The organism is Streptomyces sp. NPDC053513 (genome assembly GCF_044544765.1).
Lineage (GTDB): Bacteria > Actinomycetota > Actinomycetes > Streptomycetales > Streptomycetaceae > Streptomyces > Streptomyces litmocidini.
This window is the reverse complement of the sequence record NZ_JBITXP010000032.1, coordinates 55,992-76,995: the sequence shown is the minus strand read 5'-3', so window position 1 is coordinate 76,995 and position 21,004 is coordinate 55,992. Positions and strand designations below refer to the sequence as shown.

Genomic DNA, 21,004 nt, shown 5'->3' with positions numbered 1-21,004 from the left:
GGGGCCCCCCCCGCCCCCCCCCCCGCCGCGCCCCCCCCCCCCCCCCCCCCCCCCCCCCCCCCCCCCCCCCCCCCGGGGGGGGGGGGGGGGGCCCCCCCCCCCCCCCCCCCCGACCCACCCAGGGACCTTCGGACACGACCAGGGAGAACCGCATGAACGACCAGTGGGACCACACGTACGACGTGGTGGTCGTCGGCTCCGGCGCCGCCGGCATGGCCGCGGCCCTCACCGCCCGACTGCGCGGACTGACCGCCCTGGTGGTGGAGAAGACCGACGTCTACGGCGGCTCGACCGCCCTGTCCGGCGGCGCGATCTGGGTCCCGAACAACTTCCACCTGGACGCCGCCGGCCTCGGCGACACCCCCGAGAAGGCCCGCGCCTACCTGGACGCCACGGTCGGCGACCGGGTCCCCGCCGAGCGCAAGGACGCCTACGTCACCCACGGGCCGCGAATGGTGCGGGAGTTCCACGACCGCACGGCCGTGAGGTTCGTCTACACCCCCGGCTACTCCGACTACTACCCCGAGCGGCTCGGCGGCTACCCGCAGGGCCGCTCCGTCGAACCGCAGGTCTTCGACTTCCGGAAGCTCGGCGCCGAACAGCGCGCCACCATGCGCCGCGCCGGTCTCCCCACGTACGGCCTCACCATCACGTCCAAGGACTTCCGGCAGCTGAACATGGTGGCGCGCACCTGGGCCGGCCGCCGCACCGCGCTCAAGGTCGGCGCCCGGGCGGTCGGGGCGAGGCTCACCGGCAGGGAACCGCTCTCCCTCGGCGAGGCGCTGATCGCCCGCATGCGGCACTCGCTCGACGCCCTCGGCGCCGACCTGTGGCTCTCCGCCCCGATGACCGGCCTCGTCGAGGAGGACGGCCGGGTCACCGGCGTCCGGATCACCAGGAACGGCCGTGAGCTCACGGTCCGGGCGAAGGGCGGCGTCGTCCTCGCCGCCGGAGGCTTCTCCCACGACCAGCGGCTCCGCGAGAAGCACCTGCCGGCACCCACCTCCACCGAGTGGAGCTCCGCCGCCGAGGGGCAGACCGGCGACGCCCTGGAGCCGGCCGTGGCCCTCGGCGCCGCGACCGACCTGATGGACAAGGTCTGGGGCGCGCCGTCGGTGGTGCCCCCCGAGGGCAGGCCGTTCTTCCTCGTCGCCGACCGCGGCGTCCCCGGCATGGTGATCGTCGACGCGGCGGGGGAGCGCTACGCCAACGAGGCCGCCCCGTACCACGAGTTCGTCGACGCCATGTACGCCCACGACAGGCCGGGGGCGAGCACCGTGCCGTCCTGGCTGATCCTCGACGCCACCGCCAGGGCCCGCTACATCTTCATGGGCCTCTTCCCGGGGCAGCCGTTCCCCAAGCCGTGGCTGGAGAGCGGCTTCGTCAGGAAGGCCGCGACCGTCGAGGAGCTGGCCGACCGGATCGGCGTCGCCCCGGCGAGGCTGCGGGCCACCGTGGACCGCTTCAACGGCTTCGCCCGCGCCGGCCGCGACGAGGACTTCCACCGCGGCGAGAGCGTCTACGACCGCTACTACGGCGACCCGACGCTGCCCAACCCCAACCTGGCGCCGCTGGAGAGGGGCCCCTACTACGCGATCCCCGTCCACCCCGGCGACATCGGCACCAAGGGCGGCCTGGTCACCGACGCCACCGCCCGCGTGCTGCGGGAGGACGGCACGCCCATCGACGGCCTGTACGCCTCCGGCAACGTGTCGTCCGCCGTCATGGGCGAGACCTATCCGGGACCCGGCGCGACCATCGGCCCCGCCATGACGTTCAGCTGGCTCGCGGCCGGCCACATCGCCCGGACGCGCTCCGCCGGCGCGCGGTGAGCGTCCCCGTGACGGACCTGCGGGGCAGAACGGTGATCGTCACCGGCGGGGCGCGGGGGATCGGCGCGGAGACCGGCCGGGTGGCCGTCGAGTCCGGCGCCCGGGTCGTCCTCACCGACGTACGGGAGGAGGAGGGGCGGGCCGCGGCACGGCGGCTCGGCGGCCACGCCCGGTTCGTCCGCCACGACGTCACCTCCGAGGACGACTGGCGCGCGGTCGTCGACTTCACGGCCGCCGCGTTCGGCCGGGTGGACGGCCTCGTCAACAACGCGGGGATCTCCGGCGGTTCCCACCTCCTGGAGGAGCAGACGCCCGAGGCGTTCCGGCGCGTCGTCGACATCGACCTCACCGGCGTCTTCCTCGGGATGCGGGCCGTGATCCCGGCGATGCGGGAGAGCGGCGGCGGCTCGATCGTCAACGTCTCCTCCGCCGCCGGCCTCATGGGCCTGGCCAGGACCGCCGGCTACGGCGCGGCCAAGTGGGGCGTGCGCGGGCTCACCAAGCTCGGCGCGGTGGAGCTCGCCGCCGCCCGGATCCGCGTCAACTCCGTCCACCCCGGCATGATCCACACCCCGATGACCGCCCACGTGGGCATCGAGCGCGGCGAGGGGAAGTACCCGGACACACCGATGGGCCGGGTCGGCGAACCCCACGAGATCGCACGGGCGGTCGCCTTCCTGCTCTCGGACGCCGCCTCGTACGTCACCGGCGCCGAACTGGCCGTCGACGGCGGCTGGACGACCGGCCCGACCCTCCGGCCGACCGAGGACCTGATCGAGGAGAACCCCTGATGCCCGTCGACCTGACAGGAAAGGTCGCGCTGGTCACCGGCGCGGCACGCGGCATGGGCGAGGCCGAGGCCCGCCTGTTCGCCGCCCTCGGCGCGCAGGTCGTCCTCACCGACGTCCTGGAGCCGGAGGGAGAGGCGACCGCCGCCTCCCTCGGCGCCGCCGCCCGCTTCGTACGCCACGACGTGACCGACGAGCGGTCCTGGGCGGCCGCCGTGGCCGCCGCCCTGGACGCCTTCGGACGGCTCGACGTCCTCGTCAACAACGCCGCGATCTACTCCACCTCGCCCATCACCGAGGAGGACCCGGCCCGCCTGGAGGCGATCCTCCGCGTCAACCTGGTCGGCCCGTTCCTCGGCGTTCGCGCCGTCGCCGGGGCGATGCGGGAGAGCGGCGGCGGCTCCATCGTCAACATCTCCTCGCAGGCCGGCCTCCAGGGCATCTGGGGACACGGCGCGTACGGAGCGGCGAAATGGGGGCTGCGCGGCCTGACCAGAACGGCCGCCCTGGAGCTCGGCCCGGACGGCATCCGGGTCAACTCCGTCCACCCCGGCGCCATCGCCACGGCCATGACCGCGCACCTGGGCACCAGGGAGCATCCGGCCGCGCCGCTCGGCCGGGTGGGGGAGCCCGAGGAGGTCGCCCGCCTCGTCGCCTTCCTCGCCTCCGACGACTCCTCCTACCTGTCCGGCGCCGAACTCGCCGTCGACGGCGGCGCGTCGGCCGGCCGCATGCCGCTCCTCACCCCGAAGGAGACGAACGCGTGAAACCACCGACCCCGAAGGGAGCCGACACGTGAACCGGCCCGACCCCGAGGTCCAGGCGGTCATCGACCTGGCCACCGCCGGCTTCCCCCCGCTGGCGACGGAGATGACGGACATCGCCGAGGTGCGCGCCTTCTTCGCCGCCCGCCCCCGGCCGGACGTCCCACCACCGCCCGTCGCCCGCGTCACGGACGAGGACGCCGGCGGCGTGCCCGTACGCGTCTACGACCCGGCCGTCCACGAGACCGCCCCCGTGATCGTCTTCTGTCACGGGGGCGGCTTCGTCCTCTGCGACCTCGACAGCCACGACCACTTCTGCCGCTCCCTCGCCCGCGCCACGGAGGCGATCGTCGTCTCCGTCGACTACCGGCGCGCCCCCGAGCACCCCTTCCCCGCCGCCCCCGAGGACGCCTACACGGCCCTGCTGTGGGCGGCGGCGGCCCACCCGGGCCGGCGGATCGCCGTCGCCGGGGACAGCGCGGGCGCCAACCTCGCCACCGTCCTCACCCTGCTCTCCCGCGACCGGGGCGGCCCCGAGATCGCCTGCCAGGCGCTCTACTACCCGATGCTCGACCCCACCCGCTCCCGCCCCTCGCACCGGGAGAACGCCCAGGGCTACTTCCTCACCGCCGACCACCTGCGCTGGTACTGGGACGGCTATCTGCAGGCCCCGGCGCACCGCACCAGCCCCTACGCGGCCCCGCTGGCGGGCGCCGACCTGTCCGGACTCCCGCCCGCCCAGATCGTCACCGCCGGCTTCGACCCCCTCCGGGACGACGGCCTGGCGTACGCGGAGGCCCTCACCGCCGCGGGCGTCCCCGTGCGGGCACGCCACCACGCCGGGATGTTCCACGGTTTCCTCTCCATGGCGGGCGCCCTGCCCGCGGCGGCCGAGGCCCGCGAGACCGCCTTCGCCGCCCTGCGCGAGGCCCTCGCCCCGCGCTGACCGGACGTACGCGCGCGTGCGCCCCGCCCCCACCTGGCCGGTGGGGGCGGGGCGCTTTCCCGTATCGGCGCCCGTCAGTCCCGTATCAGCGTGAACCCCTTGTACCCCGAGGCCGCGACGTCCGCGATGATCTCCCCGTACACCCCGAAGCCCCCGATGAACGGCATGAACACCCGGGGCTTCCCGGGGATGTTGGCCCCCAGGTACCAGGAGTTCGCCGCCGGGAACAGCGTGGCCGCCGCCCGGTCGCGGCACTGCGCCACCCACTGCTCGACGGCCTCTCCGTCCGCCTCGATCGCGCGGTAGCCGTGCTCGTCCAGGTGGCGCAGGCAGTCGGCGAGCCAGTCGACGTGCTGTTCGGCGCAGAGCACGACGTTGGCCATGACGGACGGGCTGCCGGCCCCCGTGAGGTTGAACAGGTTCGGGAAGCCGTCGACGCCCAGGCCCAGATAGGTGCGGGGGCCCCCGCTCCACACGTCCTTCAGCCTCCGGCCGCCCCGCCCCCGGACGTCCATCCGGTCGATCGCCCCGGTCATCGCGTCGAAACCGGTCGCGAACACGATCGCGTCCAGCTCCACCCGGCCGCCGTCGGCCAGCACGATCCCGGTGCGGTCGATCCGCTCGATCGGGTTCTCCCGCAGGCTCACCAGTTCGACGTCGTCGCGGTTGAACGTCTCGTAGTAGTGCGAGTCGGTGACGATCCGCTTGGTGCCGATCGGATGGTCCGTCGGCACGAGCAGGTCCGCGACGGCCGGGTCCTCGACGAGCGCGCGGACCTTCTCCTCCCAGAAGGCGCGCGCCTCGTCGTTCGCCGCCCGGTCGGTGAGCTGGTCGGGGAAGGTCTTCGAGTACAGGACGCCGCCGAGCGCCCAGCGCTCCTCGAACGCGGCCCGCCGCTCCTCGGGGGACACCTCGAACGTCGGCGACGGGTGCGCCGCGTGGGGCGAGCCGCCGCCGCTGAGCCGCGAGAGCCGCCGCCGCTCGGCGTAACCGGCCTTCTGCCGGCGGCGCGTCTCCTCGTCCAGGGGCGCGTTGCCCGCCGGGATGCTGAAGTTGGCGCTGCGCTGGAAGACGGTGAGGTGCGCCGCCTGCTCGGCGATCAGGGGGACGGCCTGGATGCCGGAGGAGCCGGTGCCGATCACGCCGACGCGCAGCCCGCCGAAGTCCACGCCCTCGTGCGGCCAGGCACCGGTGTGGTACGTGGCGCCGGCGAAGTCCCCGGCCCCCGGGATGTCCGGCACGTGCGTGCTGGAGAGGCAGCCGACGGCGAACACGCAGTACCGCGCCGACACCACCTCGCCGCCGTCCGTGCGGACCGTCCAGCGCAGCGTCTCCTCGTCCAGCTCGGCGGAGGTCACCGAGGTGCCGAAGGTGTAGCTGCGCCGCAGGTCGAAGCGGTCGGCGACGTGCCGCAGATAGCGGACGATCTCCGGTTGGGCGGCGTACTTCTCGCTCCAGTCCCACTCCTGCTGGAGCTCCTCGTCGAAGGAGTACGAGTAGTCCACGGACTCCACGTCGCAGCGGGCGCCGGGGTAGCGGTTCCAGTACCAGACGCCGCCCACGTCGTCCCCGCGCTCGAAGCCGCGCACGCCGAGGCCGAGACCGCGCAGCCTGTGCACGGCGTACAGACCGGTGACGCCCGCTCCGACGACGACCACGTCGACGGACCCGGTGATGCTGTCGTTCACGTTCGTACTCTCCTCATCGAGTGGTGGTGGTGTTCGCCGCCGACCGCCGCAGCGCCTTCTTGTCGACCTTGCCCGCCGCGTTGTGCGGCAGCTCCGGCACGGAGCGGAAGGCGCGCGGGACCTTGAAGTTGGCCAGCCGCTCACGCGTGTACGCGGTCAGCTCGGCCGCGTCGACCGGAGCCCCGCCCGCCGGCACGCAGTACGCGACGCCGACCTCCCCGAGCCGTGCGTCCGGCACGCCGACGACCGCCGCGTCCCGGACGGCCGGGTGGCCGCGCAGCACCTGCTCCACCTCCGCCGGGTACACGTTGAACCCGCCCACGACGAACATGTCCTTGAGCCGGTCGGTGATCCTCAGGAACCCGCGCTCGTCGAGCACCCCGACGTCCCCCGTGTGCAGCCAGCCCTCCGCGTCCACGACCCGGGCGGTGGCCTCGGGGTCGTCGAGGTAGCCGTGCATCACGTGGTAGCCGCGGGTGAGGATCTCGCCCGGCTCCCCGGGCGGGGCGTCGACGCGCAGCTCCGTGCCCTCCAGGGCCGTCCCGGAGGTGCGGGCCAGGGTCTCCGGCGACTCGTGCGGCGGGCAGATCGCGACCACGCCCGTCGACTCGGTCAGCCCGTACGCGGTGTTGACGCTCCGCGCGCCGAGGGACGTCCTGATCTCCTCGATGAGCGTGACGGGGATGTTCGCCGCGCCCGTGACCGCCATCCGCATCGAGGTCAGGTCGTACGCCTCGCGCTCGGGATGGTGGATCAGCGAGGTGAAGACCGTCGGGGCGCCGGTCAGGACGGAGATGCGCTCGTCCCGTATCCGGCCGAGCACGGCCCCGGCGTCGAAGACCCGCTCCGGGACGATCACGGCCCCGTGCAGCAGGCAGGCGAGGACGCCCGCCTTGTAGCCGAAGGTGTGGAAGAACGGGTTGACGAGGAGGTGGCGGTCGCCGCGCCGGAGGGTGACCGTACGGGCCCAGGCGTCGTACACGCGCAGGTTCTGCCCGTGGGTGGTGGGCACCCCCTTGGGACGGCCGGTGGTGCCGGAGGTGAACAGGACGTCGGCGGTGTCGGCCGGACGCACGGCGGCGGTACGGGCGAGCCGTTCCTCCCCGGTCACCCGGTCCGCCGCCGCCAGGAACCGCGGCCAGTCCGCCGAGTGCAGGGCCACCGTCCGCTCCAGGAGCGGGAGTTCCTCCCCGGAGGCCGCGAGCAGCGCCCGGTAGTCCGTACCCAGGAAGTCGTGCTCGGTGAAGAGCAGCCGGGTCCGGGAGCGGCGCAGGATGTCGGCGGCCTCGGCCGCCTTGTAGCGGGTGTTCACCGGCACGAGCACTCCGCCGGCCGCCACCGCGCCGAGCGCGGCCACCACCCAGCGCGCGCTGTTGGGGGCCCACACGGCGACCGGGTCGCCGGGCCGCACCCCCTGCGCGATCACCGCGCGTGCCGCCCGGTCCACCCGGTCGCGGAGCTCCGCGAACGTCCAGCGTTCCCCGTCGAAGACGAGGGCCTCCTCGTCCCCGTACCGCTCCGCCGCCCAGTCCGCGAGCCCGGCGATGGTCTGCGCGCCCCTCATGATCTGTCACGTCCTCCCTGCTGCCCCGCCCCCCGGCGGGGCACGGGCGGTGGAAACACAGCGGATCGGAGCCTGGCAGGGAGGGGCGCCCCGGCGCAGGGGGAGGTTCCCGCTCACCGGGAAGGTGCGGGGCTTCTTCTGTCTCCGGGCCGTCCGCCCCGTGGAACGACGGCACCGCCGCCCCCCCCGGGAGGGGGGAACGGCGGTGCGGTGGTGTGCCGGTGGGGAAGGAGGGGTCAGGGCACGATCAGATCGGGTACGACCTTCGCCAGCTCCGCGGCGGACAGGACGCCCTCCCGGACCAGGACCGGGGCGTCGCCCGTCAGATCGACGATCGACGACGACACCGGCCCGGCGGTCCGGCCCCCGTCGAGGTACACCGCCACGGAGTCGCCCAGCATCCCGAAGGCCGCGTCGCAGTCCTCCGGCGAGGGACGGTCGGTGAGGTTCGCGCTGGAGACGGCCATCGGGCCGGCCGCGGCCAGCAGGTCGAGCGCGAGGGGGTGGTCGGGCATCCGTACGGCCACCGTCCCGCCGGTCTCGCCCAGGTCCCAGGAGAGCGAGGGCCGGTGGCGGAGCACCAGCGTCAGGCCGCCCGGCCAGAAGGCCTCGATCAGTTCCTCGGCCTTCCTCGGCAGCTCCGCGACCAGGCCGTCGAGCGCGTCCCTGGAGCCGACGAGCACGGGGGAGGGCTTGTGCCGGCCCCGCCCCTTCGCGGCCAGCAGACCGGCGACGGCCTTCGGGTCGAAGGCGTCGGCGCCGATGCCGTAGACGGTGTCCGTCGGGAGGACGACGAGACGCCCCTCCCCGAGGGCGGCCACCGCCGCGGCGATGCCGGCCGGGCGGGCCGACGGGTCCGAGCAGTCGAATCGCTGTGCCATGGGGTCGTTCACTCCGTGCTCTCCACGCCGTGCGAGGTCACCAGCCGGGCATTGCCCTCGGCGAGCTGGTAGGCCAGTCCCACGACCGCCACCTCGCCCGTCCGCACCTGCTCCGACAGGACCCGGGAACGGTCCATGAGCAGCTGCACCGTGTGCCTTATGTGCTCGTCGATGATGTCGCTGTCCTCGGTCAGACCGGCGGCGCGGGCCGCCAGGACGCTGGGCGTCACCCGCTCCACCACGTCCCGTACGAACCCGGCCGCCGGCAGCCCGTCCTCCACCGCGGCGCGGGCCGCCGCGACGGCGCCGCACGAGTCGTGTCCCAGGACGACGACCAGCCGGCAGCCGAGCATGCTCGTGGCGTACTCGACGCTCCCCAGCACCTCGGCCCCCAGCACATGGCCGGCGGTCCGTACGACGAACAGGTCGCCGAGTCCCTGGTCGAAGATGATCTCGGCGGCGAGGCGCGAGTCGGAGCACCCGAGGATGACCGCGAACGGCTCCTGTCCGGGTGCGAGCTGCGCACGGCGGGCGGCGTCCTGGTTGGGGTGGTCCGGGGTCCCGGCGACGAAGCGGCGGTTGCCGGCGAGCATGGCGTCGAGAGCGACCGAAGGCGAGGTGCGAGGCATGGCACCCACTGTAACGAGCCGTTCTCGGCCGCTCCCCGGCCGGTCCCCCGGACAGGGGGGCCGGCCCGGAAGAGAGGCGCCCCGCGGACGCGCTCCGGACGCGCTCCGGACGCGCTCCGGACGCGCTCCGGCAGCGCGGCGCCGGCCGGAACCGTGGCATGCCCACGTAGATTTTGCCCTCTCGTGGTTGCCGCCCCGGCGGGCCCGTCGGAGTCTGGGTGACCATGCCCCTCGGGCAGCTGGTTCTGCTGGTCACGGGGGGTGCACAGGACCCTCCGCCCTGAGCGGGGAAAGTTCATGCACCTCGAGTTCCGGCACCTCCGCGTCCTGCTCACCGTCGCCGAGGCCGGCAGCATCCGCAGGGCCGCCGCACGGCTGCAGCTCTCCCAGCCCGCCACGAGCGCGCAACTGAAACGGATCGAACAGGAGCTCGGCGGCCCGCTCTTCGTCCGCAGCGCCGAGGGCGTGAAGCCGAACGAGCACGGCCAGTACGTCCTGCGCTGCGCGCGCGACCTCGTGGTCGGTTTCGACCGGCTGCGCGAGCACGCGCGGTCGGCCGCCGAGAGGGACAGCGGTACGGCCGCGCCGCTGCGCGCGGGCGGCACGGCCGGCCCCCTGGTGTCACTGCTCATATCCGCCCTTTTCGAGCTCGTGCCGGAGAGCCGGCTGGCCATCGACGCCCGCCGTTCGGTGCACACCCTCGTGAAAGCGCTGAGCCAGTCGAAATGCGACATCGCGGTCTTCGGCGAGTTCCCCGGCTTCCCGCTCCCGGTCGGCGAGTCGGTCGTGACGCGGACGCTGGTGCGCGAGCCGGTCTTCGTCCTGCTCGCCGAGGACCATCCGCTGGCGCGCCGGGAGAGCGTCGGGCTGGGCGAACTCCGCGGCGAGGAATGGGTCATGCCGGAGGCCGACGAGAGCGGGGTGCACGCCTATCTCCACCTCACCTGCCAGTCGGCGGGATTCACCCCGCGCATCGCGCACGTGACGCCGGACCTGTCCGTGGCGCAGATCCTGGTCGCCGGCCGGCGCGCCGTCTGCGGGGTGTGGCCGAGCGCCGAGGTGCCCGCCCAGGGCACCGTGCAGCGACCGCTCGTGGACGTCCCGTTCCACCGGCGGCTGCAGCTGGCCTGGAACCCGGAGACGGTTCCGCCGGAGCTCGCCGACGCGGTGGCCGAGCGGCTGCTCGCGGCGTACCTGTCGCTGGTGCGGCAGCGACCGCAGTACCTGGCCTGGTGGGAGGGCGGCGGCGAGGAGTTCGCGCTCGGCACGGACGGCTGACCGGCGGCCCCTCGTTCGGTGCGGACGGCGGTTCCCCGCTCGGCGCGGACGGCCGTCCGGCGGCCCCCGCTCTGCTTCCCCCTATAACTCCGGGGCTATACCCCACATGGGATCACGTCAGGAACATGTCACCTGGTGAACACTTCGCGTCAACGTCCCAGGACGTCGTCACCCCCCACGACGAGCGAAGGAACACCCCGTCATGTCCCGTCCTCTCCTTGCCCTCTCCACGATGGTCGCCGCCGCCGTCATCACCACGGGCGCGGTGGCCGTACCGGCGTACTCGCAGTCCGACGCGCCGCACGGGAACTCCGTCCGCGACACGGCGATATCCCGGGCCGAGGCGAACGTGACCCGGCACGCCGACACCTTCGGCTTCGGCGCGGGCCAGGCGCTCCGGGTCAAGGACGTCGTGATCGACGCCGACGGCACCCAGCACGTCCGCTTCGACCGGACCTACCGCGGCCTCCCCGTCGTCGGCGGCGACTTCGTCGTCCACCAGAAGGCCGACGGCTCGCTCAAGGGATCCAGCCACGCCAAGGCCCACAAGGTGGCGCTCGCCTCCGTCACCCCCGCGACCGACGCCAAGGGCACCGCGGCCGGCGCCCTCAAGCGCGCCGACGGCCGGGTGCGCAGCGCCAGGTCCACCCCCGAGCTGATCGTCTGGGCCGCCGACGGCGCCCCCCGCCTGGCCTGGCGCACCACCGTGCAGGGCCTGGGCGACAAGGGCCAGCCGCACGGCGAGGTCTTCGTCACCGACGCCACCACCGGCGCCGCGATCGAGAACTACGACTCCGAGCACGAGTCGACCGGCACCGGCCACTCCGAGTACACCGGCGACATCACCCTCGACACCACCCAGCAGGCCAACGGCACCTTCGCGCTGATCGACCCGATCCGCGGCCACATCACCAAGGACGCGCGCAACGCCTCGTCCTCGTCCCTGAACAGCTCCTCCGGCACCCTGTTCACCGACGCCGACAACGTCTGGGGCGACGGCCGGAAGTTCTCCACCGACCGCTCCACCGCCGCCGTCGACGCCCACGCCAACACCGCGAAGACCTTCGACTACTACAAGAGCACCTTCGGCCGCAACGGCATCAAGAACGACGGCCGCGGCGCCACCGTCTTCGTCCACGTCGGCACCAACTGGGACAACGCCCAGTGGTCGGACGCCTGCTTCTGCATGATGACCGGCGACGGCAACGGCACGGTCGACCCCGAGCAGGTCGACCTCGACACCATGGGCCACGAGATGACCCACGGCGTCACCTCCGCCACCGCCAACCTGCGCTACAGCGGCGAGTCCGGCGGCCTGAACGAGGCCACCAGCGACATCCTCGGCACGATGGTCGAGTGGTACGCCGACAACCCGATCGACACCCCGGACTACCTCTTCAGCGACCAGTCCACCCCGCCGTGGCTGCGCCGCTTCGACAAGCCCTCCCTCGACGGCCGCTCCGCCGACTACTGGTCGAAGTCCGTCGGCCGGCTCGACGTGCACAACTCCTCGGGCGTCGGCAACCACTGGTTCTACCTCGCCAGCGAGGGCAGCGGCACCAAGACGATCAACGGCGTCACCTACAACAGCCCGACGTACAACGGCTCCACCGTCACCGGCATCGGCAACCAGAAGGCCTCCGCCATCTGGTACCGGGCGCTGACCGTCTACATGACCTCCACCACGGACTACAAGGGCGCCCGCACGGCGACCCTGAACGCCGCGAAGGACCTGTACGGCGCCACCAGCCCCGAGTACGCCACCGTGGCCGCGGCCTGGACCGGCGTCAACGTCCTCTGACGCACCGTCGCACGACCTGACCGGACCGACCGCCCCGGGCCCCGTCCTCACGACGGGGCCCGGGCGCGTCCCACCGGCAGGAACACACGATTGGGTGACTGCGCCGTCACACCGGGCGACGGCAAGATCATCGGCATGAGATCTTCCCTGACACGCCGGGCGCTCGCCGCGGCCCTGCTCCTGACGTCGACGCTGGCCCCCGCCGTGGCCGTGGCCGCCCAACCCGGCGGAGAGGGCCGCCCGTCGGAGCGCGCCGTCCACGCCCGTCTGCTCGGTGAGAAAATCGTCCCGCACAAGCTCGACTTCCAGGGCACCACGGTCGGCGGCTTCTCCGGCGTCGACCGCAACCGGTGCACCGGCGAGTACGTGTTCATCAGCGACGACCGCTCGTACCTGCAACCCGCCCGCTTCTACACCGCCAGGCTGGACGTGGACGCGGCCGGCGTGCACTCCGTCGACTTCACCGGCACCCACCCCTTCCTCCAGCCGGACGGCTCCGTCTATCCGTCGCCGTCCGTCGGGGACGGCAAGGCCGTCGACCCCGAGGAGATCCGGGTCGACCCGCGCAGCTGCGACTACTGGTGGGCCCAGGAGGGCGACCGGCCCAAGGCGGCCGACGCCGGACCGGTGATCCAGCCCTCCGTCCAGTTCGCCGGCCCCACCGGCGCCTACCGGGGACAGCTGAGGCTGCCGTCGAACTACGAGATCACCATGGACGAGCGCGGGCCGCGCCGGAACCAGGCGATCGAGGCCATCACCTTCGGCTCCCGGGGCCGCGTGGTGACCAGCGCGGTCGAAGGGCCCCTGCTCCAGGACGGTCCCGTGCCCGACCTGGAGCACGGCGCCCTCGTCCGGGTCACGCAGCAGACGCGCGGGGGCCGGGTGCTCGGCCAGTACGCGTACCCCCTGGAGAAGATCTTCGCGCCCTCCGACCCGACCAGCCCCTGGGCCCCGGACACCGGCGTCCCGTCGATCCTCGCCTTCCCCGACGACCCCGAGCGCTACCTCGTGCTCGAACGCACCTGGGTCGCCGGCTCGGGATACAAGATCCGCCTCTTCGACGCCACCACCCGCGGGGCGACCGACGTGCGGGCGACGGACTCGCTGGCCGGACAGCCCGTGCGGGCGATGCGCAAGACGCTCGTCGCGGACTTCCACACCCTCGGCCTCTCCACCGTCGACAACACCGAGGGCATGACGTGGGGACCGGTCCTGCCCTCCGGCGAGCGGTCGCTGATCCTGGTCAGCGACGACAACTTCGACACGGAGGCGGTCACCCAGATCGTCGCCCTCGCCGTCCGCTGACCCCGGTACGAGCGGTGACCGGCACGCCCCGGCGGGCCGGTCACCGACGGCTTCCCGGCGCCCTGCCCTCCGGGACCCGCCGGGCCCGCCTCAGGAGGGCATGTTCTGCTCCGCCCAGACCACCTTGCCGGTGACGGTGCGGCAGGAGCCCCATCTGCGGCACAGCATGTTGATGAGCTGAAGCCCCCGGCCGCCCTCGTCGCTGAGGTCCGCGTGCTGGATCTGGGGCAGGTCGGGGCCGGTGTCCGAGACCTCCACGACGAGCCGCTCCCCCCGCAGCAACCGCAGCTCGCCCGGCCCGTTCCCGTACCGCAGCGCGTTGCCGACCAGCTCGGAGACGACGAGCTCGGACACGTCCGCCAGCTCCGCGAGCCCCCACGCGGCGAGCTGCTCGGTGACGAGTCCCCGGGCGACCGAGGCGGCCCGGCCGTCCTGCGGCAGCTTCCACACCCGCAGGTCCCCGGCCGGCAGCGGGGAGTCCGCCGTCACCAGGAGCACCGCCTCGTCGAAGCGGGCGGCCGCGGCCGGAGCGCACTCCACCAGACCGCCCTGCTCCAGCGCCTCGGGGGTCAGCTCCAGCGCGGCCGAGCGGAGCCGGTCCAGCTGGGCGTCCACGTCCTCCTCGCGGGACTTCACCAGACCGTCCGTGTACATGACCAGGTGGGCGCCGTCCGGGACGCGGAGCCGCAGCGGGTCGTACGGGATCACCCCCGCCCCCAGCGGCGCGCCGATCGGCACCCGGACGAACTCGCCGCCGCCCTGCCCGTCGAGGAGCAGCGGCGGCAGGTGCCCGGCGCTCGCCAGCGTGTACGTGGAGTCGGCGGGGTCGTAGACGGCGCAGAGGCAGGTGGCGACCTGCTCGTCCTCCAGGTCGCGGGTGGCCAGGTCCAGCCGGGCCAGGATCCGCTCGGGCGCCGTGTCCAGGGTCATGAGGGTGCGGGCGACGGTCCGCAGCCGCCCCATGGTGGCGGCGGCCGGCAGCCCGTGCCCCATCACGTCGCCCACCATGAGGGCCGTCCGCCCGCCGGGCAGCGCCATCACGTCGTACCAGTCCCCGCCCACCCCGTGGTGGGCCGCCGCGGGCGCGTACTCGGAGTGCACCAGCAGGCCCGGCGTCGTCGGGTTCACGCGGGGCAGCAGGCTGCGCTGCAAGGAGACGACGTGCTCGCGCTCGCGCCCGTACAGCCGGGCGTTGTCGATGAAGACGGCCGCCTTGGAGGCGAGCTGCTCGGCCAGCGCCAGGTCGGTCGTGGAGAACGGGGGAGTCCCGGGGGCGCGGACGAAGTCGGCGCTGCCGAGGAGCAGCCCGCGGGCGATGAGGGGCACGGCCAGATAGCTGTGCACCCCGGCGGCCCGCATCTTGGCGGCCGCGCTCGCGGTGGGCGCGACGCGCAGGAAGTCGTCGTCGCGCATGCGGCTCAGCAGGACCGGCTTGCCCTGACGCAGGCAGTACCGGTGGAGCAGGGTCTCGTGGGGCTGCTCGGCGTGGACGAAGGTCTCGCCCACCGGGGTCGGCTCCAGCGAGGACAGCTCCTCGATGGCGCACAGCGCCGTGGCCCGCAGGGGCGGGACGCCCGGCTCCGTCCACCGAGACCCCTCGTCGCCCCGCAGGACGCTCTCCAGGATGTCCACGGCCGCCCCGTCGGCGAAGCGGGGCACGGTGAACTCGGCGAGTTCCTGCGCGGTGCGCTCCAGGTCCAGGGTCGTGCCGATCCTGGAGGTGGCGGAATTCAGCCAGGCGAGTCGGCTGCGCATGGTGAACCGGTCGGGCGGCAGAACGCCCCTGCCCCTTCGGAACCGGATGTTCTCCCGGGCAGCGCGGCGTCCCGCCGGGTCCCGCCCGGCCGAGCCGCGGCCGGGCAGGCGCCGTCCGCCGCTGCCGCCGTTCACTCTTTCGGCCCCCAACAGGACTCGACGCCGTTTCCGGTGCCAGTGTGCACCGGAAACCGCCTCGGCGCCTCCTGTCGTGCACGATGTCCTCGCCCGTCGGCGGTACGGGGAGCCAGACCGCCCGACGTGCGGAAACGCACGTCACGGGGTGCGGTCCGTCCGCGGCCCGGGCCGCTGGGCACCGGGCACCCGTGTCCGCGCGATCACGACGGGTTCTTCGACGAGCCGCACGGCCGGCGGCGTCGAGGGCACCGGGCGCTGCCATGCGGCCGGGATGTCCGGAACCTCGCGGAGCTCCCAGTCCCGGCAGGTGCCGTCGAGGGCCAGCGGGTAGAGGGTGAGCGTGCCGTCCGGTGCGATGCGCATCCGCACGAACCCCGTGCGGTCGTCGATGGACTGCCCGGACATCTGCCAGTCGGCGACGAGGCCGCGGTCCGTCCACAGCACCCACAGGGCGAAGAGCTGGGAGCCGAGCAACGCGCCCAGCGCGACGGCGACGACCACGAGCACGAGCAGGACCCAGAACCGGCTGCACGCGAGGGGGACCGACCGGGCCGCGGCGACGGCGACGGCGAGGGTCGCGGCGGTGGCCGCCAGCTGGAACAGCACGGCCCCCGTGGGACCGGACGGTGGCCCGGGCCGCCGCCCGCGCAGCATCCCGTTCCCCCAGCCGAGTACGAAGGGCAGCAGGAAGAAGGCGGCGCTCGTGCAGAGCAGGCCGAGCACGTCGTCGCCGCCGGCCCCCCGTACGGCGTCGACGGGATTGTGTCCGCCCTCGGCCAGGGCGAACGCGCCGCCCGCCATCAGGACGAGCAGCAGCTGCACCGCCCCGGCCAGGACCGCGAAGCCGGGGTTGCGCCGCGGCAGCCAGTACCGTGACCAGGGCTCGGCGATCGCGCGCGTGAGCGAGCGGGACTCCTCCGCATCGGGGTACGTGGGCCGCGCGAGGGCGAACGTCGGTGGCGGGTCGTCCTTCCTCCGCATCCGCGAGGCGGCCGGAGGCAGCGCCAGTTCCTTCGGAAGCCGGTGCGTGGAGGCCAGGAACGCGCCGCCCAGGCCGCACGTCACCATCTGGCGCCGCCGGGGGTCCGGGGGCAGCTCGTCGCCGGCCCCGGCCGGGTCGTCGGGCAGCCGTTCCGCGTAGCGGGCGTAGTGGTGCTTGTCGCCGGTCAGCCACAGGCGGATGGACGCGCCCGTGTCCACGGGCTGCCCGGTCGCCCGGTCGAAACGCGTCCGGATGATGTTCCGGTCGAACCAGTGCAGGGAGTTGAAGGCGTCGGGCTTCTCGTCGCTCTGCACCCACGTGGGCGCGGCGGTGCAGACGATCACGCTGTCGCCCGGCTGCAGCCGCGGCGACAGGAAGGTCTCGAAGTAGCGCCGCTGCGGATCGTCGAAGTAGGAGCCGAGCTGGCTGTCCAGCCCGACGAGCCACCAGCGCTGCGGCAGCTCCACGGCGAAGTAGCTCCGGGTCTGCCGGGTCTCCCAGCCGCCGATGGGCGTTCCCTGGGCGAACATCCGCAGGAACGCGGTGAGTCCGTCGTACCAGTCGTGGTTGCCCGGCAGCGCGACCATGAGCGGCTGGTCCGGTGCCGACGGGAGCGCGGCGCGGTAGGGCCCCTTCATCCGGTCCTCGTACGCCGAGGCCGAAGCCACCGGGTACACCTGGTCCCCGCCGAGGACGAGCAGTGAGCCGCGGGGGCACGAGCCGGGCCCGGCGACGGCGAGCCGGTCCGCCGCCAGGGCCGATGCCACCGAGCACGTCGCCTCGAAGCCGTCGCCCAGGTCGGCGACGAAGTCGATCCAGATCTCCTCGGCGCCGGGGTCCGCCAGGGGAGCCCGCAGCAGACCGGCCTCCAGCGCGCCCTGGATCTCGCGCTTGTCCGAGTAGTTGGCGAACACGGCGGCCAGCCCGACCTTGACCGCCGTGCGGGCCAGCTCCTTGGGCGCCAGCCAGCGCACCGGTTCCCGCGGGGTGAACAGGATCGCCGCCGCCTGCTTGCGCAACTCCTGGAAGTCCACGATGGCTCCTCCGTCGGCACGAGAGCGGTCACAGCGGCGACCAGGGCAGGACGTCCTGCGCGTACACGTCCCACAGCTTGCCGAAGAAGAACTGCCCGAAGCGCCTCAGCGTCGCCACCCTGCCGGGCAGCGTCGCCGCTTCGACCCGGAAGGTGGTGAGCTGCTTCAGGAAGTCGGCGGGACGGATGTGGACGGCTCCCGACGCCACCTGCGGTGCCCCGGCCTCCTCGTCGGCATCGACGTGGCCACGGACGATGCGCGTGTGCAGGACGGACGTGTCCTTCCAGACGCCGCGACGGGAGTCCTCGTCGACGTCCTTGTGCCCGCTGAGCGTGAGCCGGTGACCGGCTCGGTCGGTGAAGAACAACCGGTAGAGCATCCGCAGGTGTTCCGGATCAGACTGCTCCACGAACAGCCGGAACGTCCCGCCCTCGACCGGAAGGCGTCCGCCCAGCTCCTGGCAGACGATCTCGCCCCGCACCGAGGCCTCGTGCTCCGGGCCGACGACGAAGCGGTCCACTCCGCGGATGTCGATGGTCAGGTGCAGGGCCAGGTCGGCGGTCGCCCCGCCCCTCGGCGGGGGCGCCTCCTGGACGTCGTCCCCGCCGAAGGCGACGCGGCCGACCATGCGTTCGGTGAAGCGGAGGCCGGTGGGGTCGTCGGGGCGGTCCGGAAGGACGCCGGGCTTCCAGGGGATCCCCTGGGCCGTGCACCACTGGCGAGCGCGCTGGACCCCGAGCTCCACGGCCTGGGCGAATCGGTCTCGGCTGAAGTTGACGAGGTAGTTGAGCGGGACCTCGGCGCTCAGGAGCCTGACGTCGATGAGGCGTCCGAACTCCCCGCGCTCTCCGTCGCGGACGGCCGCGTTGCTGGCCTCGATCCGACGCAGCCAGTGCTTCAACTGCCCGTTGGCCGCCGTCTCGATGATGTGGAAGTAATTGGCCACGAACCCGTCCCGCCAGCGGTGCCGCCGGCTGACCGTCCAGATGATCCACAGTTCGTCGCAGCCCCGCCGGATCGCCTCCTCGACGTTGCCGTCGGTCAGGTAGACCGGATCGATGTAGGTCTGCCCGTCGATGACGACGGGAGGGAACCACATGGGCAGCGCCACTCCCGCGCAGAAGCGGTCCTCGTCCATGCGGTCGGCGGTCACCGGCTCCAGTTCGTTGGCGCTGAAGTTGTAGAGGTTGAAGGTGGCCTCCCGGTCGGTGGCCCGGATCCGCTCCCAGTCCAGTCCCCAGCCCGGGAAGACGTGACGCCGGTAGCCGTCCAGCGTGAAGAGGGAACGGGCGTAGGGCCCCTTCGGCAGTTCGCGCCAGTTCGGGCTGACGCCCTTCAGCGGAGAGAGCTTGCGCCAGTTGTCCGCGATCTCGCGCCCGGACATCCCCTGGCAGTACATCGCGAGGTTGAAGATGCCTCCGCTGGCACCGTCGACGTGGTCGAACCGCAACTCGGCCTCGTCGAGCAGGACCTGGAGGACGCCCGCCTGGAAAGCCACCTTCAGGCCGCCGCCGGCGAGGACGAGGGACCTGCGCGGGGAGGCGCCGCGGTGTTCACTGCTCTGGCCGGTCGTCATGAGGGCCTCGCGGAGTTCTGTCGGTGATCCTCGATGATGCGGTCGGCCGACCGGTCGGCCAGCGCCGCGATGGTGAGCGAGGGATTCGGGCCCACGGGACCGGGCATCACCGAGCCGTCGGCTATCGACAACCCCGGGCAGTCGTACACGCGCCCGAAGGAGTCCACCACGCCTTCCCGGACACTGCGCCCCATCGGCGCGCCGCCCAGGGGATGCACGGTGATGAGGCGGTTGAGCCACCACAGGGGATTCGAGGCGTAGCGGCCGCCCAGGCTCTGTGACACGCGCTTCATGGTCGCGTTCATCTGGTGGAAGTACCGGTCGGAGGCCGCCGGACGCCAGTCGAGGTCCAGAAGTCCGTCCCGGAGGAACATGCGGCCGTTGGGCACGTCCCTCCCCATGCCGAGCAGAGGGAGGGACGTCGCGGTGAACAGCCCCTTGCCCAGGGCGTCGCCGAGCTGCCGGCCCACGCGGCTCCCGGCCGTCCTCGTCAGCTGCGACCACCCGCGCCGCAGCAGAAACCTCCCGACCCTGTGCGACAGGGTGAGGACGTTCTCCTCGACCAGCCAGTCGAGGAACTCCGGGTAGCCGGCGTCCTCGATGTAGAAACCCCGGTCGGCCTCGCCGTTCTCCTCGCGGTCCCTGACCATCGCACTCGTGATGACCGGACCGAAACTCGGTTCCAGCATGCGCGGCACCGTCTCACCGGGGCGGTCCTCACGGCGTTCCCGCGCTGTGAGCACCAGCCCGAGGAAATCCCCGTTCCCGGAGAAACGGGTGCCCAGCGCCGGACTGAGCGCGGGAAAGGCGCTGCGGTTCCTCAGCAGCAGATAGGTGGTGCCGAACGTACCGGCGGAGAGAACGAGTCGCCTGGCCCTGACGGTGTGCCGCTCGGGAGGAGCGAGCGGGTCCCCGTCCCCGGCGTCCCCGTGCTCGAGGTACGAGACCAGGAACCCCTGCCGGACCGGTTCGAACGCACGGACCTCGCAGAGGGTCCGGATGTCCGCCCCGAGCCGGTCCGCGGCGCTGAGATAGGTGAAATCCAGACTGTTCTTGCTGCCGAAGTTGCAGCCCAGGTCGCATTCGCCGACGAGTCTGCACGTATAGCGCGGACTGTGGTGCAGATTGTCCTCGCCGCCCTCGATGGGAACGCCGGGCACCGGCGGGTTCCCGAAGGAGACGGCCAGCGGCGGCAGTTGCCACGGCAGACCGAGCCGCGAGGCCGCCTGCCGCATGGCGATGGTCTTCGGCGTGTCCCGGTAGGGCTCCACGTCGAACGGGTACCGCTGGGCACCCAGCATCCGCTCGACGCGGTCGTAGTGGGGATCGAGGTCCTCACGCGTGACCGGCCAGTCCTCGTAGCCCCCGTCGAACGACTCGTGCACGAACCAGCTTTCCGGCTTGCGGATCAGCACGTTCGCGTAGATCAACGAGCCCCCGCCCAGCCCACTGGAGACGAGCGCGTCCATCTTCGAGAAGCTCCACATGTCGTACATCCCGTACAGCCGGGAATCCGGATCCCAGAAGTTCTTGGCGGCGTCATGGGGAGTACGCGGAAAGGAGCCGGGCGGGAAGGGCTTCCCCCTCTCCAGGAGGCACACGCGCAGACCGGCCTCGGCCAGACGGAACGCGGTCACGGATCCACCGAAACCCGACCCGACGACGACGGCATCGAAAACGTCCATGCTCGCCACCTCTGGAATCCGGAGACCTTGCCCGGACCTGCCCCCCGCATGCAGCTGTCGCATGCCCTTTCCATGGTTCACCCGCATGCCGTGACGCGCACGTCGAGGCGCCGGCCCCGGTCGAGGACCGTACGGCGCGGAGCGCGTCAGCCCGCGGGGCGCACCGGGCCGACCGGACGATCCGGCAGGTACGTCGCGCGCTCCTCCGGGGCGGGGCCGCGGCCGACGGTGCCGCAGACCTCCTTCACCGCGTCGGCGGGCCGGGGGAGGACCACGTCCCACAGCCCCACGGCGACGGCCGCGACACGGTCCCGGTCCCGGCCCCCGCCCCGGTCCCGCCCAGCCTCACCGGACCGGG

16 protein-coding genes and 1 pseudogene are annotated in these 21,004 nt (G+C 73.1%); 7 read left to right on the top strand and 10 right to left on the bottom strand.

Features of this window, described 5'->3' with window-relative positions:
* The first annotated feature begins 152 nt into the window (after positions 1 to 152).
* Genes ACIGW4_RS34170 through ACIGW4_RS34155 form a run of 4 tightly spaced genes read left to right on the top strand, consistent with a single transcriptional unit; the run spans position 153 to position 4,330 of the window.
* Complete coding sequence (locus ACIGW4_RS34170) at positions 153 to 1,832, top strand: FAD-dependent oxidoreductase (protein WP_399585280.1); 1,680 nt, start codon at positions 153 to 155, stop codon at positions 1,830 to 1,832.
* 8 nt (positions 1,833 to 1,840) lie between these two features.
* Entirely contained in the window at positions 1,841 to 2,623 is a 783-nt protein-coding gene (locus ACIGW4_RS34165) for a glucose 1-dehydrogenase (protein WP_399585277.1), read from the top strand.
* A complete protein-coding gene (locus tag ACIGW4_RS34160; protein ID WP_399585275.1) occupies positions 2,623 to 3,387 on the top strand; it encodes a glucose 1-dehydrogenase in 765 nt (254 codons plus the stop codon). Before ACIGW4_RS34165 ends, ACIGW4_RS34160 begins: the two co-directional genes overlap by 1 nt.
* 28 nt (positions 3,388 to 3,415) lie before the next feature.
* Positions 3,416 to 4,330, top strand: a complete 915-nt coding sequence (locus ACIGW4_RS34155) for an alpha/beta hydrolase (RefSeq protein ID WP_399585272.1) — start codon at positions 3,416 to 3,418, stop codon at positions 4,328 to 4,330.
* Positions 4,331 to 4,404: 74 nt separating this feature from the next.
* Here ACIGW4_RS34155 and ACIGW4_RS34150 read toward each other — a convergent pair whose 3' ends face one another.
* The 4 genes from ACIGW4_RS34150 to ACIGW4_RS34135 form a co-directional block, all read right to left on the bottom strand.
* Positions 4,405 to 6,018 (bottom strand): NAD(P)/FAD-dependent oxidoreductase, encoded by a 1,614-nt coding sequence (locus ACIGW4_RS34150; RefSeq protein WP_123457143.1) that lies wholly within the window; start codon positions 6,016 to 6,018, stop codon positions 4,405 to 4,407.
* Between the two features lie 13 nt (positions 6,019 to 6,031).
* Positions 6,032 to 7,582 (bottom strand): FadD3 family acyl-CoA ligase, encoded by a 1,551-nt coding sequence (locus ACIGW4_RS34145; protein WP_398706793.1) that lies wholly within the window; start codon positions 7,580 to 7,582, stop codon positions 6,032 to 6,034.
* A 236-nt stretch (positions 7,583 to 7,818) separates the two neighbouring features.
* Complete coding sequence (locus ACIGW4_RS34140; protein ID WP_123457683.1) at positions 7,819 to 8,463, bottom strand: L-threonylcarbamoyladenylate synthase; 645 nt, start codon at positions 8,461 to 8,463, stop codon at positions 7,819 to 7,821.
* An 8-nt stretch (positions 8,464 to 8,471) separates the two neighbouring features.
* A complete protein-coding gene (locus ACIGW4_RS34135) occupies positions 8,472 to 9,092 on the bottom strand; it encodes a carbonic anhydrase (RefSeq protein ID WP_359588178.1) in 621 nt (206 codons plus the stop codon).
* A gap of 297 nt (positions 9,093 to 9,389) precedes the next feature.
* Here ACIGW4_RS34135 and ACIGW4_RS34130 point away from each other — a divergent pair, with 297 nt between their 5' ends.
* From ACIGW4_RS34130 to ACIGW4_RS34120, 3 genes are all read left to right on the top strand, one after another.
* Complete coding sequence (locus ACIGW4_RS34130) at positions 9,390 to 10,370, top strand: LysR family transcriptional regulator (protein WP_359588177.1); 981 nt, start codon at positions 9,390 to 9,392, stop codon at positions 10,368 to 10,370.
* A gap of 202 nt (positions 10,371 to 10,572) precedes the next feature.
* Entirely contained in the window at positions 10,573 to 12,171 is a 1,599-nt protein-coding gene (locus tag ACIGW4_RS34125; protein WP_399585268.1) for a M4 family metallopeptidase, read from the top strand.
* 135 nt (positions 12,172 to 12,306) lie between these two features.
* Positions 12,307 to 13,476 carry an esterase-like activity of phytase family protein gene (locus ACIGW4_RS34120; protein ID WP_399585266.1) on the top strand — a complete coding sequence of 390 codons (1,170 nt, stop codon included), beginning with the start codon at positions 12,307 to 12,309 and terminating at the stop codon, positions 13,474 to 13,476.
* 90 nt (positions 13,477 to 13,566) lie between these two features.
* On the opposite strand, the gene ACIGW4_RS34115 is transcribed toward ACIGW4_RS34120, so the two are convergent.
* From ACIGW4_RS34115 to ACIGW4_RS34090, 6 genes and pseudogenes are all read right to left on the bottom strand, one after another.
* The gene (locus ACIGW4_RS34115) at positions 13,567 to 15,366 is read right to left on the bottom strand and encodes a SpoIIE family protein phosphatase (protein WP_123457148.1); all 1,800 of its coding nucleotides are present in this window, start codon (positions 15,364 to 15,366) and stop codon (positions 13,567 to 13,569) included.
* A gap of 141 nt (positions 15,367 to 15,507) precedes the next feature.
* Positions 15,508 to 17,385 carry a hypothetical protein gene (locus ACIGW4_RS34110; protein WP_399585263.1) on the bottom strand — a complete coding sequence of 626 codons (1,878 nt, stop codon included), beginning with the start codon at positions 17,383 to 17,385 and terminating at the stop codon, positions 15,508 to 15,510.
* Between the two features lie 28 nt (positions 17,386 to 17,413).
* Complete coding sequence (locus ACIGW4_RS34105; protein WP_398706802.1) at positions 17,414 to 18,961, bottom strand: patatin-like phospholipase family protein; 1,548 nt, start codon at positions 18,959 to 18,961, stop codon at positions 17,414 to 17,416.
* Positions 18,958 to 20,430, bottom strand: coding sequence for a GMC oxidoreductase (locus ACIGW4_RS34100; RefSeq protein ID WP_399585289.1), 1,473 nt, complete (start codon positions 20,428 to 20,430; stop codon positions 18,958 to 18,960). Before ACIGW4_RS34100 ends, ACIGW4_RS34105 begins: the two co-directional genes overlap by 4 nt.
* A gap of 114 nt (positions 20,431 to 20,544) precedes the next feature.
* Positions 20,545 to 20,646 (bottom strand): annotated as a pseudogene (locus ACIGW4_RS34095) (FAD-dependent oxidoreductase); the annotation flags it as partial.
* Positions 20,647 to 20,792: 146 nt separating this feature from the next.
* Entirely contained in the window at positions 20,793 to 20,936 is a 144-nt protein-coding gene (locus ACIGW4_RS34090; protein WP_399585260.1) for a hypothetical protein, read from the bottom strand.
* Positions 20,937 to 21,004: the final 68 nt, after the last annotated feature.

Bases quoted from the DNA above. Each gene is read 5' to 3' on its own strand.
- ACIGW4_RS34170 (WP_399585280.1), top strand. From the start codon at position 153: ATGAACGACCAGTGGGACCACACGTACGACGTGGTGGTCGTCGGCTCC.
- ACIGW4_RS34160 (WP_399585275.1), top strand. From the start codon at position 2,623: ATGCCCGTCGACCTGACAGGAAAGGTCGCGCTGGTCACCGGCGCGGCA.
- ACIGW4_RS34145 (WP_398706793.1), bottom strand. From the start codon at position 7,582: ATGAGGGGCGCGCAGACCATCGCCGGGCTCGCGGACTGGGCGGCGGAG.
- ACIGW4_RS34140 (WP_123457683.1), bottom strand. From the start codon at position 8,463: ATGGCACAGCGATTCGACTGCTCGGACCCGTCGGCCCGCCCGGCCGGC.
- ACIGW4_RS34135 (WP_359588178.1), bottom strand. From the start codon at position 9,092: ATGCCTCGCACCTCGCCTTCGGTCGCTCTCGACGCCATGCTCGCCGGC.
- ACIGW4_RS34130 (WP_359588177.1), top strand. From the start codon at position 9,390: ATGCACCTCGAGTTCCGGCACCTCCGCGTCCTGCTCACCGTCGCCGAG.
- ACIGW4_RS34125 (WP_399585268.1), top strand. From the start codon at position 10,573: ATGTCCCGTCCTCTCCTTGCCCTCTCCACGATGGTCGCCGCCGCCGTC.
- ACIGW4_RS34120 (WP_399585266.1), top strand. From the start codon at position 12,307: ATGAGATCTTCCCTGACACGCCGGGCGCTCGCCGCGGCCCTGCTCCTG.
- ACIGW4_RS34105 (WP_398706802.1), bottom strand. From the start codon at position 18,961: ATGACGACCGGCCAGAGCAGTGAACACCGCGGCGCCTCCCCGCGCAGG.
- ACIGW4_RS34100 (WP_399585289.1), bottom strand. From the start codon at position 20,430: ATGGACGCGCTCGTCTCCAGTGGGCTGGGCGGGGGCTCGTTGATCTAC.